At 68.6% G+C, this 16,759-nt stretch carries 14 protein-coding genes; 8 read left to right on the forward strand and 6 right to left on the reverse strand.

Annotated elements, in window-relative coordinates; all coding sequences use genetic code 11:
• The first annotated feature begins 205 nt into the window (after positions 1–205).
• The 5 genes from AB4083_RS02055 to AB4083_RS02075 all read left to right on the forward strand — a co-directional run bounded on the left by AB4083_RS02055 (position 206) and on the right by AB4083_RS02075 (position 5,515).
• Entirely contained in the window at positions 206–1,375 is a 1,170-nt protein-coding gene (locus AB4083_RS02055; RefSeq protein WP_441606092.1) for an acyl-CoA dehydrogenase family protein, read from the forward strand.
• A 5-nt stretch (positions 1,376–1,380) separates the two neighbouring features.
• Positions 1,381–1,941, forward strand: a complete 561-nt coding sequence (locus tag AB4083_RS02060) for a GNAT family N-acetyltransferase (RefSeq protein ID WP_441606093.1) — start codon at positions 1,381–1,383, stop codon at positions 1,939–1,941.
• Between the two features lie 8 nt (positions 1,942–1,949).
• Positions 1,950–2,423, forward strand: coding sequence for a hypothetical protein (locus tag AB4083_RS02065; RefSeq protein WP_441606094.1), 474 nt, complete (start codon positions 1,950–1,952; stop codon positions 2,421–2,423).
• A 53-nt stretch (positions 2,424–2,476) separates the two neighbouring features.
• Entirely contained in the window at positions 2,477–4,744 is a 2,268-nt protein-coding gene (locus AB4083_RS02070; protein ID WP_441606095.1) for a thiamine pyrophosphate-dependent enzyme, read from the forward strand.
• A gap of 204 nt (positions 4,745–4,948) precedes the next feature.
• The gene (locus AB4083_RS02075; protein WP_441606096.1) at positions 4,949–5,515 is read left to right on the forward strand and encodes an Ivy family c-type lysozyme inhibitor; all 567 of its coding nucleotides are present in this window, start codon (positions 4,949–4,951) and stop codon (positions 5,513–5,515) included.
• 13 nt (positions 5,516–5,528) lie between these two features.
• Here the strand turns inward: AB4083_RS02075 and AB4083_RS02080 are convergent, their stop codons facing one another.
• On the reverse strand, positions 5,529–7,184 hold the full coding sequence (locus AB4083_RS02080) for a sensor domain-containing diguanylate cyclase (RefSeq protein ID WP_441606097.1): 1,656 nt from the start codon (positions 7,182–7,184) through the stop codon (positions 5,529–5,531).
• Positions 7,185–7,490: 306 nt separating this feature from the next.
• Between AB4083_RS02080 and AB4083_RS02085 the strand changes: the two genes are divergently transcribed.
• Positions 7,491–8,039, forward strand: a complete 549-nt coding sequence (locus AB4083_RS02085; RefSeq protein ID WP_441606098.1) for an NADPH-dependent FMN reductase — start codon at positions 7,491–7,493, stop codon at positions 8,037–8,039.
• Positions 8,040–8,150: 111 nt separating this feature from the next.
• Here AB4083_RS02085 and AB4083_RS02090 read toward each other — a convergent pair whose 3' ends face one another.
• The 4 genes from AB4083_RS02090 to AB4083_RS02105 form a co-directional block, all read right to left on the reverse strand.
• Positions 8,151–9,719, reverse strand: a complete 1,569-nt coding sequence (locus tag AB4083_RS02090) for an asparagine synthase-related protein (protein ID WP_441606099.1) — start codon at positions 9,717–9,719, stop codon at positions 8,151–8,153.
• Between the two features lie 110 nt (positions 9,720–9,829).
• A complete protein-coding gene (locus AB4083_RS02095) occupies positions 9,830–10,003 on the reverse strand; it encodes a hypothetical protein (protein ID WP_441606100.1) in 174 nt (57 codons plus the stop codon).
• 115 nt (positions 10,004–10,118) lie between these two features.
• Positions 10,119–12,281 (reverse strand): polyphosphate kinase 1, encoded by a 2,163-nt coding sequence (gene ppk1 / locus AB4083_RS02100; protein WP_441606101.1) that lies wholly within the window; start codon positions 12,279–12,281, stop codon positions 10,119–10,121.
• Positions 12,282–12,431: 150 nt separating this feature from the next.
• Positions 12,432–13,325, reverse strand: a complete 894-nt coding sequence (locus AB4083_RS02105) for a LysR family transcriptional regulator (protein WP_441606102.1) — start codon at positions 13,323–13,325, stop codon at positions 12,432–12,434.
• A 91-nt stretch (positions 13,326–13,416) separates the two neighbouring features.
• Between AB4083_RS02105 and AB4083_RS02110 the strand changes: the two genes are divergently transcribed.
• A complete protein-coding gene (locus tag AB4083_RS02110; RefSeq protein ID WP_441606103.1) occupies positions 13,417–14,364 on the forward strand; it encodes an NAD-dependent epimerase/dehydratase family protein in 948 nt (315 codons plus the stop codon).
• A 108-nt stretch (positions 14,365–14,472) separates the two neighbouring features.
• On the opposite strand, the gene AB4083_RS02115 is transcribed toward AB4083_RS02110, so the two are convergent.
• Positions 14,473–15,273, reverse strand: a complete 801-nt coding sequence (locus tag AB4083_RS02115) for an AraC family transcriptional regulator (protein WP_441606104.1) — start codon at positions 15,271–15,273, stop codon at positions 14,473–14,475.
• Between the two features lie 136 nt (positions 15,274–15,409).
• Between AB4083_RS02115 and AB4083_RS02120 the strand changes: the two genes are divergently transcribed.
• Positions 15,410–16,672 (forward strand): MFS transporter, encoded by a 1,263-nt coding sequence (locus tag AB4083_RS02120; RefSeq protein WP_441606105.1) that lies wholly within the window; start codon positions 15,410–15,412, stop codon positions 16,670–16,672.
• Positions 16,673–16,759 lie beyond the last annotated feature (87 nt).

Consider the following 16,759-nt stretch of genomic DNA (forward strand, 5'->3'; position numbering starts at 1 on the left):
GGCTTGCATGCGCAATGACAGCCAAAGCCCGGCGTAGGTTGGGGTGAGCCGCAGGCGAACCCCGACACCGCGCACCGTTGGGGTTCGCCTGCGGCTCACCCCAACCTACGGCGACCGGTGGGCCATCTGCTGCACCTCGTCATGACCCCGGCCGAGCCGCCCCGCTAGAATCGGGAGCTTCCCACCGACCGCACGGAACATCCGCATGTCCGCCCGCCTGAACCCGCTCGACCTGTACGACGTCCGCTCGCTGCTCACCGACGAGGAGCGCATGGTGCAAGACACCGTGGGCCGCTTCGTGGACGAGCGCGTGCTGCCGATCATCGGCGACGCGTTCGACCAGGGCCGCTTTCCCAAGGAACTGATCCCGGAAATCGCCAGCCTGGGCCTGCTGGGCGCCACCTTGCCGGAGAAATACGGCTGCGCCGGCATGAACGGGGTCAGCTACGGCCTGATCTGCCAGGAGCTGGAGCGCGGCGATTCGGGCCTGCGCAGCTTCGCCTCGGTGCAGAGCTCGCTGTGCATGTATCCGATCTACGCCTACGGCACCGAGGAGCAGAAGCTGCAGTACCTGCCCGGGATGGCGGCGGGCGAGATCATCGGCTGCTTCGGCCTGACCGAACCGCACGGCGGCTCGGACCCGGCCAATATGAAGACCCATGCGAAGAAGGACGGCGGCGACTGGGTCATCAACGGCGCCAAGATGTGGATCACCAACGGCAACCTCGCGCATATCGCCATCGTATGGGCGCAGACCGAGGACGGCATCCAGGGCTTTATCGTGCCGACGGACACCGCCGGCTTCACCGCGCAGGAAGTGCACAAGAAGATGAGCCTGCGCGCCTCGGTCACCTCGGCGCTGTTCTTCGACAACGTGCGCGTGCCGGAAGCCAACCGCCTGCCCAGCGTCAAGGGCCTGAAGGGTCCGCTGGGCTGCCTTACCCAGGCCCGCTACGGCATCACCTGGGGCCCGATCGGCGCCGCACAGGCCTGCCTCAAGGAAGTGCTGGACTACACCCAGGAGCGCGTGCTGTTCGGCCGGCCGCTGGCCTCCAACCAGGCGATCCAGCTCAAGCTGGCCGAGATGGCCCGCCGCATCACCATGGCGCAGCTGCTGTCGCTGCAGCTGGGCCGCCTGAAGGACGCCGGCAACATGCAGCCGACCCAGGTCTCGCTGGCCAAGTGGAACAACTGCCGCATCGCCATCGACATCGCGCGCGAATGCCGCGACATCCTCGGTGGCGCCGGCATCACCACCGAGCACGTGGCGATCCGCCACGCGCTGAACCTGGAATCGGTGATCACCTACGAGGGCACCGAGACCGTGCACCAGCTCGTGGTGGGCCGCGAGCTGACCGGCATCAACGCGTTCTGACGCCGATGGGGGCGCCGGACATCGCCTGGGTCGACCTGCGCATCGAGACCGAGCGCCTGCTGCTGCGTCCGCCGCGGGCCGAGGATTTCGAGGGCTGGGCCGCGAACATGGCCGATGCGGAATCGGCGCGCTTCATCGGCGGGCAGCAGCCACGCGCGGTGGCCTGGCGCGGCTTTCTCACCATGGTCGGGGCGTGGTCGATCCAAGGCTATGGCATGTTCTCGGTGATCGAGAAGGCCACCGGCCAGTGGCTAGGCCGGCTCGGCCCCTGGCAGCCGGAAGGCTGGCCCGGCCCGGAAGTGGGCTGGGGCCTGGCGCGCGCGGCCTGGGGCAAGGGCTATGCGCTGGAAGGCGCCGCCGCGGCGATGGACTGGGCCTTCGAGCGCCTGGGCTGGACCGACGTGATCCACAGCATCGACCCCGACAACGCCGCCTCGCAGGCGCTGGCCCTGCGCCTGGGCTCGCGCAAGCGCGGCCCGGGCCGCCTGCCCGAGCCGTTCCATGAGGTGCCCATCGATATCTGGGGCCAGAGCCGCGAGGAGTGGCGCCGCCACCGGCGCACCTGAGGAGCCGCATGCGCGACGTACTGGAGCAGGTTGTGATGGAAGCGCTGCCGCCGCTGCAGCGCCTGTGCCGCGATCCGTGGCAGGTGATCGGCAGCGCCGCCGCGTATCTGGCCGGCGCCGAGGTCAGCGTGGCCGACCTCGACCTGCTGACCAGCGCCGCCGATGCCGCACGCCGGGCCGACGCCTGGCGCGACCGGCTCGACGCCGGCTACGAACCGGCCGGCGCCGAGCGTTTCCGCTCGCAGTTCGCGCGCTTCCGTTTCAGCGGCATGCCGGTGGAAGTGATGGGAGCCCTGGAGCTCAACGCCGGGCAGGGCTGGCAGCCGGTGACGGTGGGCGAGCTCGTGCTCGTCCGTATTGCCGGCCTCGATGTGCCCATTCCCAGCGTGCCCGAACAGATCCGTATCCTCGAAAGCTTCGGCCGCCCGAAAGACTTGCACCGCGCCGCGCTGCTGCGCGCGCTTGCGGCGACCGCGGGCTGACCGCAGTCAACCTGTCCTCTCCTTTCCCTTTCCCACCGAATCCGACCACGCCCATGACCGCGCTTCCGTTCTCCCTGAATGCCCGCCACAAAGGCTTCAACCGCGCCGAGATCGTCGACCAGAACTTCATCGAGTTCGTGCAGCTCTGGCAGGGGCAGGTGCATGCCGCGCCGAGCGACGGCGAGCCGGTGCTGCCCGGCAGCGCGCTGGATGCGCAGGGTTTCCGCGACCTGCTGGGATCCCAGTTGATCTCGCGCCACCTGGACCTGATGGCGCGCGTGCTGCGCGTGCAAAACAAAGTGTTCTACACCATCGGCTCCAGCGGCCATGAAGGCAATGCGATGGTGGCGCGGCTCACCCGCCATACCGATCCGGCTTTTCTGCATTACCGCTCCGGCGGCTTCATGGCCGAGCGCTTCCGCAAGCTGCCCGGCATGGACCCGGTGATGGATTCGGCGCTGTCCTTCGCTGCCAGCATGGACGATCCGGCCTCCGGCGGCCGCCACAAGGTATGGGGCAGCAAGCCGTTGTGGGTGTTGCCGCAGACGTCGACCATCGCCTCGCATCTGCCGAAGGCCTTCGGCACCGCGGTGGCGATCGAGCAGGCGCGCCGCATCGGCCACACGCTGCCGGTGCCGCAGGACAGCATCGCGATCTGCTCGTTCGGCGACGCTTCGTCCAATCACGCCACCGCGCAGACCGCGTTCAATGCGGCGGGATGGACGGCGTATCAGAAGCTGCCCGCGCCGGTGCTGTTCGTGTGCGAGGACAACGGCATCGGCATCTCGGTGAAGACGCCCAGCGGCTGGATCGCCAACAACTTCCGCCAGCGCCCCGACCTCGATTATTTCTACGCCGACGGCCTGGACCTGGCCGAAGGCTACGGCCAGGTGCGCGCAGCGGTGGAACACTGCCGCCGCACGCGCCGCCCCACCTTCCTGCATCTGCGCACCACGCGCGTGATGGGCCACGCCGGCACCGATTTCGAGATCGAGTGGCGCAGCGTGGAGGAACTGTTCGCGCTGGAAGCGACCGACCCGCTGCTGCGCTCGGCCGAGATCGCGCTGGCCTCCGGCCTGTACACGCGCGAGGCGCTGCTGGCGCTGTACGAAGCTACCCGCAAGCAATGCTTCGCCGCCGCCGAGGACGCCGACCGCCGTCCGCGCCTGGGCACGCTGGCCGAAGTGATGAAGCCGCTGGCGCCGTACACGCCCGCCGCGGTGAAGGCCGAAGCCGAGCGCGCCGACTACGCCGCGCGCCGCGCCGAAGTGTTCGGCGGCGAAGAAAAACTGCCGGAGAAGCAGCCGCCGCGTCACCTGGCGATCCAGATCGGCCAGGCGCTGCACGACGTGATGGCCAAGTACCCGGAGTCGCTGCTGTTCGGCGAGGACGTGGCGTTGAAGGGCGGCGTGTATACGGTGACCAAGGGCTTGTTCAAGACCTTCAAGGGCAACCGCGTGTTCAACACGCTGCTGGACGAGACGGTGATCCTCGGCCTGGCCCAGGGCTACGCCAACATGGGCATGCTGCCGCTGCCGGAAATCCAGTACCTGGCGTATTTCCACAACGCCTGCGACCAGATCCGCGGCGAGGCCTGCAGCCTGCAGTTCTTCTCCAACGACCAGTACCGCAATCCGCTGGTGATGCGCGTCGCCTCGCTGGGTTACCAGAAGGGCTTCGGTGGCCACTTCCACAATGACAACTCGATCACCGCGCTGCGCGATATCCCTGGCCTGGTGGTCGGCTGCCCCAGTCGCGGCGACGACGCGGCGGCGATGCTGCGCACGCTGATGGCGCTGGCCAAGGTGGACGGGCGCGTGTGCGCATTCCTGGAACCGATCGCGCTGTACATGACCAAGGACCTGTACGAAGCCGGCGACGGCCTGTGGCAATACGCCTATCCCGCACCGGGCGAGGCGCTGACGCTGGGCGAAGGCCGCGTGTATGCACAGGATGCCGACGACCTGGTGGTGTTCACCTTCGGCAACGGCGTGCCGATGGCATTGCGCGCCGCGCGCGAGATCGAAAAGCAGCATGGCTGGCGCACGCGCGTGGTGGATCTGCGCTGGCTGGCGCCGCTCAACGATGCGTTCATCGTCGAGCAGGCGCGTAGTGCCAGGCGCATCCTGGTGCTCGACGAAGGCCGCCGCAGCGCCGGCGTGGGCGAGGGCATCATCACCGCCATCGTCGAAGGAGGTTACGGCGCGACACCGCTGCAGCGCGTGGTCGGCGTCGATACGTACACGCCGCTGGCCGGCGCGGCGCTGCTGGTGCTGCCGGGCGAGGTCGATATCGTGGCCGCGGCCGGACGCATGGCCTGAGCAAAGCGCATGGCGCAGGTTGGGGTGAGCCGCAGGCGAACCCCAACATCACGATGCGCGTGAAGGCGGCAATGTTGGGGTTCGCCTGCGGCTCACCCCAACCTACGCGTGATGTGGTTCACGGCATGGCGCAACAAGGGTGGCGATTCAGCCCTCGCCCCGTATGGTCGAAGCCCTTCGCATGAATAACGAAGGGAGGCAGCCATGAAACATGCCGTTCACGCGCTCGTGATCGCCTCGGTCCTCGCCGTCGCCGCGTGCACGCAGGACGACACCGACCCTCCGGCGAAGTCGGCGCAAGCGCCTGCGATATCCACCACCTCCACCGCGGCGGCGAGCAACCAGGCATCCGCACTCGACAGCAGCGCCGCCAGCGCATCTTCCACCACTGCGCCGGCCGCCGACGGTCCTTATCTGTTCGACCTGCTGCAACGCCCCGATTTCGCCGCGGCGTTCCAGGCGCTGGGTGGAGCGAAGGATCTTCCGGAATGGACGCAGCAGGGCGGCACCTCGACCCCGGCGCAGAAAGTCGCGGTGGACGGCAAGAGCTTGCTCGCCGCCGGCGGCTGCAAGCCGCACGATTGTCCGAGCGAACGCATCGTGCTGCTCTACGACGAGAAGACGCATGCGATGTGGGGTGTGTTCGCGCGGCGCCAGGGCGAAGCGCCGGTCGACGTCAGCGACGGCAGCAACGACCAGTTGAGCTGGCTGGGCGAGCCGAGCGACGCGACGAAAGATGAGCTGAAGAAGAAGCTGTACTACCCGGAGTAGTGGCCGCGCCTGGCTATGATTCCTGGCGCAGCGAACGCGCCGCCGCCCGTTCGCGCAAACGGCACGCCATCAGTTTCTCGTCCACCCGCACGCGGTTGCGGCCTTCCAGCTTGGCGCGGTACATCGCGTGGTCGGCGCGCTCGACCAGGGTTTCCACCGTATCGTCGGGCCGGCGCATGGCGATGCCGATGCTCACCGTCAGCAACTGCTGGCGGCCATCCACGGGAATCTCCAGCCGATGCACGCGCCGGCATAGCCGCGTGGCCACGTGGATCGCCTGCGGCAGTTCCACGCCGCGCAGCACGGCCAGGAATTCTTCGCCGCCATGGCGGCCCAGCAGGTCTTGCGGACGCAGTTCGTGGCTCAGCGCCGCCGCCACGGCAGCCAGCGCGCAGTCGCCGGCATGATGGCCCTGGCTGTCGTTGAGCGCCTTGAAGCAGTCCAGGTCGAGGAACAGCAGCGCGAGCGGTTCGCTGTTGCACGACATCGCCGCCTGCAGGCTTTCGCTCAGCGCGCGGCGGTTGAGCACGCGGGTGAGCGCGTCGACATCGGCCAGTTCGCGCACCACGTCGGTGTCGTGGCGCATCGCCAGCGCGCGGTCGGCCAGGCCCAGCGCCAGCACCACCGCCTGCACCGCGCCGGCGGCCAGCGCGGCGTCGTCCAGCCAGTCCATGCCGGGCAGGGCGCCGTTGGCCTGCGCGCTGTCCAGCACGGTCAGTGCCAGCAGTGGAGTGAAACCAAGCAGGAAATAACGCGCACTGCGCGAACCGCGCACGGCGGCGACCACGCCGGCGGCCAGCAGCAGCACGGCGCCGATCAGCAGCATGGGGTAGTGCAAGGCGCGCGCCGGCGCGATCAGCGCATCCACGTGGCTGCTGCGCATCAGCACCAGCGGCGGCGCGCCCAGCGCCAGCGCGAGCGTGGCCGCGTGCAGCGCCGGGGCGAAACGCTGCAGATCGCAGAAGCGCGTCACGAAGACGGCGGCAAACGCCAGCGACAACAGCGCCGCGGTCGGCGCGGCAATCTGCGCGGTGCCGGCCAGCCACGCCCATTCCATCGGATGGAACACGTAGCCGGTCTGGATGCCCTGGATCGCCGCATAGCAGCACACATAGCCGGCGTACCAGCCGAAGGTGGCGTCGCGCAGCATCAGCGCCAGGCATAGCGCGAACGCGGCCATCGCCAGCATTACCGCGAAGCAGGCGCTGGCGAACATCAGCCAGCCGGCGTCGCCGCGCAGGTAATCGCCCCAGGGCTGCAGCCCGAAGCGCACCGGCGCGCTGCCCGCGGCATTGGCCTCGAAGCGCAGCAGGATCGGCGCCGTGGCCGCCGGCTCGGCCGGCATGCGCCACGCCAGCCGGCCGTGGCCGTGCAGCGGTGCGTCGAAATCGTCCAGCGCCAGCCGCCGCGCGGGCTCGCCGCGCGCGTACAGCGTCACCGGCGTGAGCGGCGGCGGTTCGATGGTCAGCGCGCGTTCCTCCAGCAGCGGCACCGGCAGCGGGCGCAGCACCACCCAGGCACCTTCGCCGGGGTTGAGGATCGGGGTCATCGCGGCAGGATCGAAGCTGCGCAGTTCGCCGCGGTCGAACGCGGCCAGCACGCCGGCCGGCGTGTCGCCCGGCCGCGCTTCGCACCACGCCGCTTCCATCGCCGCAGTCGATTGCGGCATGGCGCGCCATGGCACGAGCAGCAGCGCGAGGACCAGCCATCGCCGCCAGCTCTGCGTTCCTGGTATCCAGCCTGCCACCACCGCACCCCCCTGCCGGCCCGCCCGGCGTCCGCGGCCATCCTGGCCTGGACCTGCCGTGCGGTCTGGTCTCGGATTCTGGCCGAGTCGCGGCGGCGGACCCATTCGGTCGAATGGCCTAGGAAAGAAAGCATGGGGCGTGCCATCCGTTGCGCCAACGCAGGCGTCACCTTGCCTTGACCGCGGCTCCGCAAGCTTGGGCGCTCCTCCTCCGACGGAGCATTCGCCATGAGCATCAAGGTCGCCGTATTCGTGGGCAGTCTTCGCCAGGATTCGATCAACCGCAGACTCGCCCTGGCGGTGGAGAAGCTGGCGCCGCAGGATTTTTCGTTCCAGCACCTGCCGATCGGCGGGTTGCCGCTCTACAACCAGGACTTCGACGGCGACTATCCGGCCGCGTGCAAGGAGCTCAAGCGCGCGGTGGAAGCGGCGGATGCGCTGCTGTTCGTGACGCCGGAATACAACCGCTCGATACCGGGCGTGTTGAAGAACGCGATCGATATCGCGTCGCGGCCGTGGGGGACGAATTCGTTCGCGGGCAAACCCGGTGCGGTGATCGGTGCGTCGATCGGCGCCACGGGTTCGGCCTTGTCGCAGCAGCATCTGCGCAATGTGCTGACTTACGTGGACGTGGCGATGCTGGCGCAGCCGGAGGTGTTCGTGGCGTTCAAGGAAGGCTTGATCGATGCAGAGGGGAATGTGTCGAGCGATGGTACGAGGAAGTTCCTGCAGGGGTTTGTGGACAAGTACGTGGGATGGATAAAGCGTTTCCGCTGAAGTGCAACGGCGTAGGTTGGGGTGAGCGCAAGCGAACCCCAACGCTCACGTACGCCATCGCCATGTTGGGGTTCGCTTGCGCTCACCCCAACCTACGCCGGTCGTTGCGCGTCAAGCCAACTGCCTGGCCAGCCGCTCCATCCAGAGAAACGACACCAGCACCGCCGTCGGCGCACGCGCGCGGCTGCTGGCCACCGCATCGAGCAGGTTCATTACCCCACGCCGGTCGACCAGGCCAAGATCCGCCAGCGCGCATTCGTGCAACTGCTCCGCCAGCATGCCCGCCTGCGTCGCGATCAAAGCCGGAAACACCTGCTCGAACGTCTCCTTCCGATAACCGGCCGGAAACGTATCCTCGCCCAGCCGCTGCTGCAGATAGCGCTGCATCAGGGCGCGCCCGCGCCGTTGCTCGAGCGGGAGCTGATGACAGAACCGCGCCAGGCGCGGATCGCTCAATGGATTGACCGGCCACAGGCCGCGCCGCGCGATGTCCGCCGCGCGGCAAGCCTGCGCGGCGAGCGCGGTGGTCGGCACCGGGCCGGCTGGGGCGCCGAAGCTGTGCAGGCCGCGCGCGGCTTCCCGCGCACGCGGCGTGAGCAGCGTGTCGACTTGTGCGCGGTGCGTGCGCTCGCGTTGCGCTTCGAGCGTGTCGTGCTCGCTGGCTAGTTCGTGCAGGTAGTCGGGAAATAGTTCGTCGCCGCCCACGCCGGTATAGAGCCGGTCGCAACCGAGCGAAGCGGCGCGATCCCACAGCGCGGCGCAGGCCTCAAGGTAATACTCCTCATTGAAGCCCAGCCGCTGTCCCGGCACCGGGCGCAGGTCGAGGCTTGGGAGCCGCGCAGCGATCTCCACCGTTTCGTCGTGCAGGCCAAGTCGTTCCACGATGGCCCCGCGGCGCTTCAACTGCGGCTGCCGCATCTCGCCTTCGAGCAGGATGCCGAGGCTGCTGCGCGGCGCGGCGATCGCGGCCAGGCCGCAGGCCACCGTGGCCGAATCCATGCCGCCGCTGAGTTCGAGCGCGCTGCGTGCCGCGATGAACGGGCGCGCATCGACTGCTTCGCGCAATTGCGTGGCGAATGACGCGAGCCACGCGTTGCGCTCGCGCGGTTCCGCCAGCGCGGTGAGCGGCACCGGCGGCGGGTAGTGATAGCTGGCCTTGCCCGGCTCGACGGACAACGAGGCGCGTTCGGTCAACATCACGATGCCCACCGCGATCTGCCGCGCCGAGTAGATCGTGTGCAGCGCGAGGCGATGGCTCGCTATTTCGAAGTCCAGCGCGGTCGGCGCGCGGGTCAGTTCGCCGGCATCCCAGGACAGTTCCAGCCGGTCGTCCGTGGCGCGCGCATACATCGGCAGCGCGCCGAGCACGCCTGCGCGCAGCTTGAGGCGGCCCCCGGCCTGCGCCGCTTCGACCATCGCGTAATCGAGCGGCCACAGCAGGCATTCGCGGTAGCGCTGTTCGTACTCGGCGGCGTCGACGTCGAGTTGCCGTGCCGGCGCGCCGCCTTCGGTGCGGCGCTCGCGCACGGTGGCGAACCACTGGCCGTCGGTGCGCACCAGCAGGGTTTCCAGCGCGGGATGCGCGAATGGTTCGATGCGGCTCGCGCCGAAGGCGACGGCCTGGCCGTCCCAGCGCGGATCGAATGCAAGATCGGCGAGCGCGATCGTGGCCTTGAGCATGTTCCGTCCAGGAAAGGCGGGGCCAGCAACACCGGCATGAAAAAGCCGCCCCGTTGGCGGGGCGGCTTGGCGGTCACCCGTGAGGGCGCGTGGTCATGTTGCGCGGCGACTCAGCCGCCGCCGTCGTTGCGGCCGCCGAAGGTACCGATATCGCCATCGAATCGGGTCTTCGGCGCACGCTTCTGCATGGGAGCCTGTTTCTGCAACGGCGCGTCCATCGGCACGCCGAATACGTCAGCTGCAATCACGCCTTCTTCACGCACGGTGAGTTCCTGAAGTTCCATGTGAATGCCCTTTGCGATTGAGCCGCGACAATGCGGCCGACCGAGACTAGCACCCGGCTGGCGCGCCAAACCACCACGCCTGCCGGCCTTCACAAAGCCTGCACATCGCGCCCGGTCAGACCGGATTGGCGCCGAGGCCACAGATTCGCTCCAGCAGCTGCGCCTGTGCATTGCGCACCGTCTGGCCGGCCGGCGTCAGCCGGTGGTAAAGGCCATCGGCCTGCAGCACCGAGGCGCTGCTGTTGTCGGCGAGGTACAGCTCCAGCTCCTTCTTCACCCGCTGCTGCAGCTTCTTGCTCTCGATCGGGAAGCCGGTTTCGACGCGGCGGTCGAGGTTGCGTTCCATCAGGTCCGCGCTGGCCAGGAACAGTTCCTCGTCGCCGTTGTTGGCGAACCAGTACGCCCGGCTGTGTTCCAGGAAACGGTCGACGATCGAGCGCACGCGGATGTTGTGCGACACGCCCGGCACACCGGGACGCAGGCAGCACATGCCGCGCACGATCAGGTCGATCTTCACCCCGGCCGTGCTGGCCTTGTACAGCGCGCGGATCACCTTCGGATCGGTCAGCGCATTGACCTTGGCGATGATCTGCGCGGCGCGGCCGGCCTGCGCATGCGTGGTCTCGCGCGCGATCAGTTCCAGCAAGGTCTTTTTCAGGGTGAACGGCGCATGCAGCAGCTTCTTCATGCGCAGCACCTTGCCCATGCCGGTGAGCTGGCTGAACAGCTTGTGCACGTCCTCGCACAGCGCCTGATCGGAGGTGAGCAGGCTGTAGTCGGTGTACAGGCGCGCATTGCCGGTGTGGTAGTTGCCGGTGCCCAGATGCGCGTAGCGCACCAGCTCGTCGCCCTCGCGGCGCTGGATCAGCATCAGCTTGGCGTGCGTCTTCACCCCGACCACGCCGTAGATCACCATCGCGCCGGCCTGCTGCAGGCGCGAGGCGAGGGTGAGGTTGGATTCCTCGTCGAAGCGCGCGCGCAGTTCCACCACCACGGTGACTTCCTTGCCCGCGCGCGCGGCGTCCACGAGCGCGTCGACGATTTCCGAGTTGGCGCCGCTGCGGTACAGCGTCTGCTTGATCGCCAGCACGCTGGGGTCCTTGGCGGCCTGGTGCAGCAGGTCGACCACCGGCGCGAAGGATTCGAACGGATGCAGCAGCAGCACGTCCTGCTTGCCGATCACCTGGAACAGGTCTTCCTCTTTCTTCAGCGCCTTCGGGATCGCCGGCGTAAACGGCGGATACAGCAGCTGCGGCGCGTGCGACTTGTTGGCCAGTCCCATCAGGCGGGTGAGGTTGACCGGGCCGTTGACCTCGTACATCTCGGCGGCGGCCAGGCCGAACTGCTTGAGCAGATAGTCGGTGAGTTCCTTCGGGCAGTTGTCGGCGACTTCCAGCCGCACCGCGTCGCCGAAGCGCCGCGAATACAGCTCGCCGCGCAGCGCGCGGGCCAGGTCTTCGACATCTTCCGGGTCGATCGTGAGGTCGGCGTTGCGGGTCAGGCGGAACTGGTAGCAGCCGCGCACCGACATGCCGGGGAACAGTTCCTCGGTGTGCGCGTGGATGATCGAGGACAGCAGCACGAAGTTCTCGCCGCCCTCGCACACTTCGTCCGGCAGGCGGATCAGGCGCGGCAGCACGCGCGGCGCCGGCACCACGGCCAGGCCGGAGTCGCGGCCGAACGCATCGACGCCTTCCAGCTGCACGATGAAGTTGAGGCTCTTGTTGACCAGCAGCGGGAACGGGTGGGTCGGGTCCAGCCCGATCGGCGTGACCAGCGGCGCCACCTCGTGGCGGAAATAGCGGCGCACCCACAGCTTCTGTTTGTGCGACCACTCGTTGCGCCGCACGATGCGGATGCCGTGCCGAGCCAGTTCCGGCAGCACGCTCTCGTTGAGGATGGTGTACTGCCGCTCGATCTGCTTGTGCGCGATCTCGCTGATCTCGCTCAGCGCGCGGCGCGGCGCGATCGCGTCGGCGCCGACGATCTCGTGATCGAAGGCGATCTGGCTTTTCAGCCCCGCCACGCGGATCTCGAAGAACTCGTCCATGTTGCTGGAGAAGATCAGCAGGAACTTCAGGCGCTCCAGGATCGGCTTGCGCTCGTCCAGCGCCTGGTCCAGCACGCGGATGTTGAATTGCAGCTGGGACAGCTCGCGGTGGATGTACAGGCTGCTGTCGTTGAGGTCCGGCGCGGCGCCTTGGGTTTCGCCGGCGGGCGTTGCCGCGGCGGGGGCTTCTTCGACCGTCACGCTGGGGCGGGTTTCGCTGCTGGACATCATTTTCTTCCTGTCCCCGTCGACGGGGATGTGGGAATGGGCATGCTACCCCGTTCCCGCGGCAGCCACGCCAGGCGCCCGCCGGTCGTTCCGGGCCGATTTCGCAAACCGTCATATTGCTGCGGAAATTTGACGGCGCGGTGACGACGCTCAGCTTCGTGCGTAGGCATTCAAGGCATCGCCCAGGTAATCGAACAGCTTGCGCACCGCGGCCTGGCGGCGCAGGTCTTCGTGCATCACCACCCAGCATTCCATCGGAATCGACAACTCCTGCGCCAGCAGCCGCCGCATTTTCGGCGCGCGCGCGGCCAGCGGCACCTGGCAGATGCCGATGCCGTAGCCGGCGCGCATCGCCGCCAGCGCGGCCAGGTGGTGGTCGGTGCGCAGCGCGAACTGCTCGCGCGTCCAGGGCAGGTGCTTGGGACGCATCGCGCGCAGGTACGGCGGCTCCTGATCGAAACCGATCAGGCTGTGCTCGCGCAGTGCCTCCAGCGTGGCGGGTGTGCCATGCCGGCGCAGATAGCGCGGGTGCGCGAACAGGCCCAGTTCGATCCGCGCGAGCTGGCGCGCCACCAGCGCCTGCTGGGTGGGGCGCGCCATGCGGATGGCCAGGTCGGCGTCCTTGCGCAGCAGGTCCTGCGCGCGGTCGGTCACGGCCAGCTCGATGGTGACCTCCGGATGTGCGTGCCGGAACTCGGCCAGCATCGGCGGCAGCACTTCGGTGCCGATCACTTCGCTGGCGGTGACGCGCACCACGCCGCGCACCGCGTCCTCGCCCGCGCTGACCGCGCGCTGCAGCGCCGCGGTGGCCGAGGCCATCGCTTGTGCATGCGGCACCAGGCGTGCAGCCAGCTCGGTGGGCAGCAGCCCCTGCGGCGAGCGGGTGAACAGCGCGGCGTCCAGCGCCGCTTCCAGTTCGCGGATATGCCGCCCCAGGCTGGGCTGGGTCATGGCCAGGGCGCGCGCGGCGCCGGACAGGCTGCCTTCGCGCATCACGGCGAGGAAGGAGCGGTAGAGGTCCCAGGAGGGTTCGGGCTTGGTCATGCATATTTGTATAGCAGATGTTCGGTCTTCGTGGATTTTCTTATGGGTGGCGCGAGGCCAGGCTGGGTCCATTCCAAGCGAGGACGGCACGATGAAGCGCATGAAGACGGCACTGGTGGTAGGCGCCAACGGCGGCGTGGGCGGCGAGACCTGCATGGCCCTGCTGCGCCACGGTTGGCATGTGCGTGCTCTGGCGCGCCGGCCGGGCCACGGCGCGGAGGGCGTCGAATGGGTGCAGGGCAACGCCATGCTGGCGGCCGACGTGGTGCGCGCCGCGGACGGTGTGGATGTGATCGTGCATGCGGTGAACCCGCCCGGCTACCGCGGTTGGGAGACCCTGGTGCTGCCGATGCTGGAGAACACCATCGCCGCCGCGAAGGCCGCCGGCGCCCGCATCGTGCTGCCGGGCACCATCTACAACTACGGTCTCGATGCCTTTCCCGTGCTTACCGAAGCGGCGCCCCAGCATCCGGTCAGCCGCAAGGGCGAGCTGCGCGTGGCGATGGAACAGCGCCTGGCGCAGGCGGCGAACGAAGGGACGCCGGTGCTGATTTTGCGCTGCGGCGATTTCATCAGCCCGCGCAATACCGGCAACAGCTGGTTCACCCAGGGCCTGGTGAAAGCCGGTGCGCGGGTGCGTGCGGTGAACTACCCGGGGCCGCCGGAGCTGGGACATGCCTGGGCTTATCTGCCCGACGTAGCGGAAACGCTGGCGCGGCTGCTCGATCGTGCGGATGAGCTGGAGCCGTTCGCCTCGTTCCATTTCGGCGGCTATTGGCTCGATGGCCACCAGCTGCTCGACGCGGTGCGCGCGGCGACCGGCGACGCCTCGGTGCGCGCCGCACGTTTCCCCTGGTGGATGGTGGCGCTGGCGCAGCCGTTCGTGGAGACGCTGCGCGAGCTGTGGAAGATGCGCTACCTGTGGAAGAGCGAAGCGCGGCTGGAGGAAGCGAAGCTGCGCGGCTTTCTCGGCGAGGTGCCGAGGACACCGGTGGTCGAAGCGGTGCGTAGTGCGCTGGTGGGCGCCGGCTGTCTCTGACGCGTCCGGCGTAGGTTGGGGTGAGCACAGCGAACCCCAACACCGCCACCTCCATGCGCATCGCAACGTTGGGGTTCGCTGCGCTCACCCCAACCTACGCCGAGCGCTTCAGGTCGGGGCACCTTTGGCGCGCGGTCGCTGTTCCCCGGCCATGTAGCGGCTGGGCGGTTCGCCAAGCACGCGTCGGAATGCTGCGGTGAATGCGCTTGCACTGCCGTAACCGAGTTCGACCGCCACCTCGGTGATCGACTGCCCCCGCCCCAGCCGCGTCAACGCCGCCAGCAGGCACGCCTGCTGCCGCCACGCCGCATAGCTCATCCCGGTCTGCTGGCGGAACGTGCGGGTGAAGTGGCGCCGGCTCATGTCCACCTTGGCCGCCACCGCGTCGATATCCAGATCCAGCGCGGGCGCATCCAGCATCGCGCGGCAGAGCTTGTGCAGGCGCGGCTCGGCCGGCAGCGGCGTGTTGAGGGCGAGGGTGGGCATGGCGCGGATCTCGTCCAGCAGCAGCGCCATCAGACGGCCGTCGCGGCCGTCCAGCGTGTATTCGGCAGGCAGGTCGACGGCGGCTTCGAGCAGTTCGTGCAGCAGCGGCGAGACCGCGATCACCTGGCAGTGGTCCCACATGCCCTGCGCGGCGTCGCGCTGCACATAGGCGCTGCGCGTGCTGACCTCGCCGTCCATGTGCACCTCGTGCATCACGCCGCCGGGAATCCACAGCGCGCGGCGCGGCGGCACGATCCAGCTGCCTTCGGGCGTGATCGTCTTGACCACCCCGGTGGCGGCATACAGCAGCTGGTGGCGCTTGTGCGCATGGGCAGGCAGCACGAAGCGGGCGGGGTAGTCGTTACCCGTGGCGACGATGGCGCGGGGCACGTCCTCGTAGTGATTGACGCGGGTCTGGCGCATGGGGAATGGCCCGAATTCGACGGATATTGACCCACTGGCGTGAGCGGGCCGGCGGTGCCCAATTTAAGGTGCTGGCCAGGCCGCGGCAAGTCGCCGCGCGCCGACCTTCCCCGTCCAGCCATAGACCCCCGCTGCCATGCAGACCCGCGTCGACGATCTTCCCCTGCCGGCCGCCCAGGCCGCCGCCCCCAAGGCCGAGCCGAAAACCGCATTCGGCATCATCGGTGCGATCAGCTTCGCCCACCTGCTCAACGACATGATCCAGTCGTTGATCCTGGCCATCTATCCGATCCTGAAAGAAGGCTTCCACCTCAGCTTCGCCCAGGTCGGCCTGATCACGCTCACCTACCAGGTCACCGCCTCGCTGCTGCAGCCGCTGGTGGGCATGGTCACCGACCGCAAGCCGATGCCGTTCTCGCTGCCGGTGGGCATGGGCTTCACCCTGTGCGGCTTGCTGCTGCTGGCCAATGCGCCGAACTTCCCGCTGCTGCTGGTGGCCGCGGCGCTGGTCGGTACGGGTTCGTCGGTGTTCCATCCGGAGTCCTCGCGCGTGGCGCGCATGGCTTCCGGCGGGCGGCACGGCCTGGCGCAGTCGCTGTTCCAGGTCGGCGGCAATACCGGCGCCTCGCTGGGGCCGCTGCTGGCGGCGTGGATCATCGTGCCGCATGGCCGCGGCAGCGTGGCCTGGTTCGCGCTGGCGGCGCTGCTGGCGATCGTGGTGCTGCTGCAGGTGAGCGCGTGGTACCGCGACCACCATGCGGTGCGCGGCAAGGCCAAGGCGCGCCATGCGACGGTGACGCTGACGCGCGGGCGGGTGGCCGGCGCGGTGGCGATCCTGGGCCTGCTGATCTTCTCCAAGTACTTCTACATCGCCAGCATCACCAGCTATTACACCTTCTATCTGATCCACAAGTTCGGCGTGTCGGTGCAGAACGCGCAGACGCATCTGTTCGTATTCCTGTTCGCGGTGGCGGCCGGTTCGCTGATCGGCGGGCCGGTCGGCGACCGCATCGGGCGCAAGTGGGTGATCTGGGCCTCGATCCTCGGCGTGGCGCCGTTCACCCTGCTGCTGCCGCACGCCAGCCTGTTCTGGACCGGCGTGCTGACGGTGGTGATCGGCCTGATCCTGTCCTCCGCGTTCTCGGCGATCCTGGTCTATGCGCAGGAACTGATTCCCGGCCGCGTGGGCATGATTTCCGGCCTGTTCTTCGGCTTCGCCTTCGGCATGGGCGGCATCGGCGCCGCGGTGCTGGGCAAGGTGGCGGACGTGCAGGGCATCGATTTCGTCTACGGCATCTGCGCCTACCTGCCGCTGCTGGGCGTAATCACCGTGCTGCTGCCGAATCTGGACAGACCCAATCTGGACGGTCCCAGGCGCCGCACCGCCAAGGCCGGCTGAGCCCGCCGCACGCTCCGGCCTGGCCGCGACGCGCTAGCATGGCGGGCATGGCCGCGCGACGGCGCGCGGTAGCGAGAGGAGTGGGCA

The sequence above is a fragment of the Dyella sp. 2RAB6 genome, from assembly GCF_052115385.1.
Taxonomy (GTDB): domain Bacteria; phylum Pseudomonadota; class Gammaproteobacteria; order Xanthomonadales; family Rhodanobacteraceae; genus Dyella_D.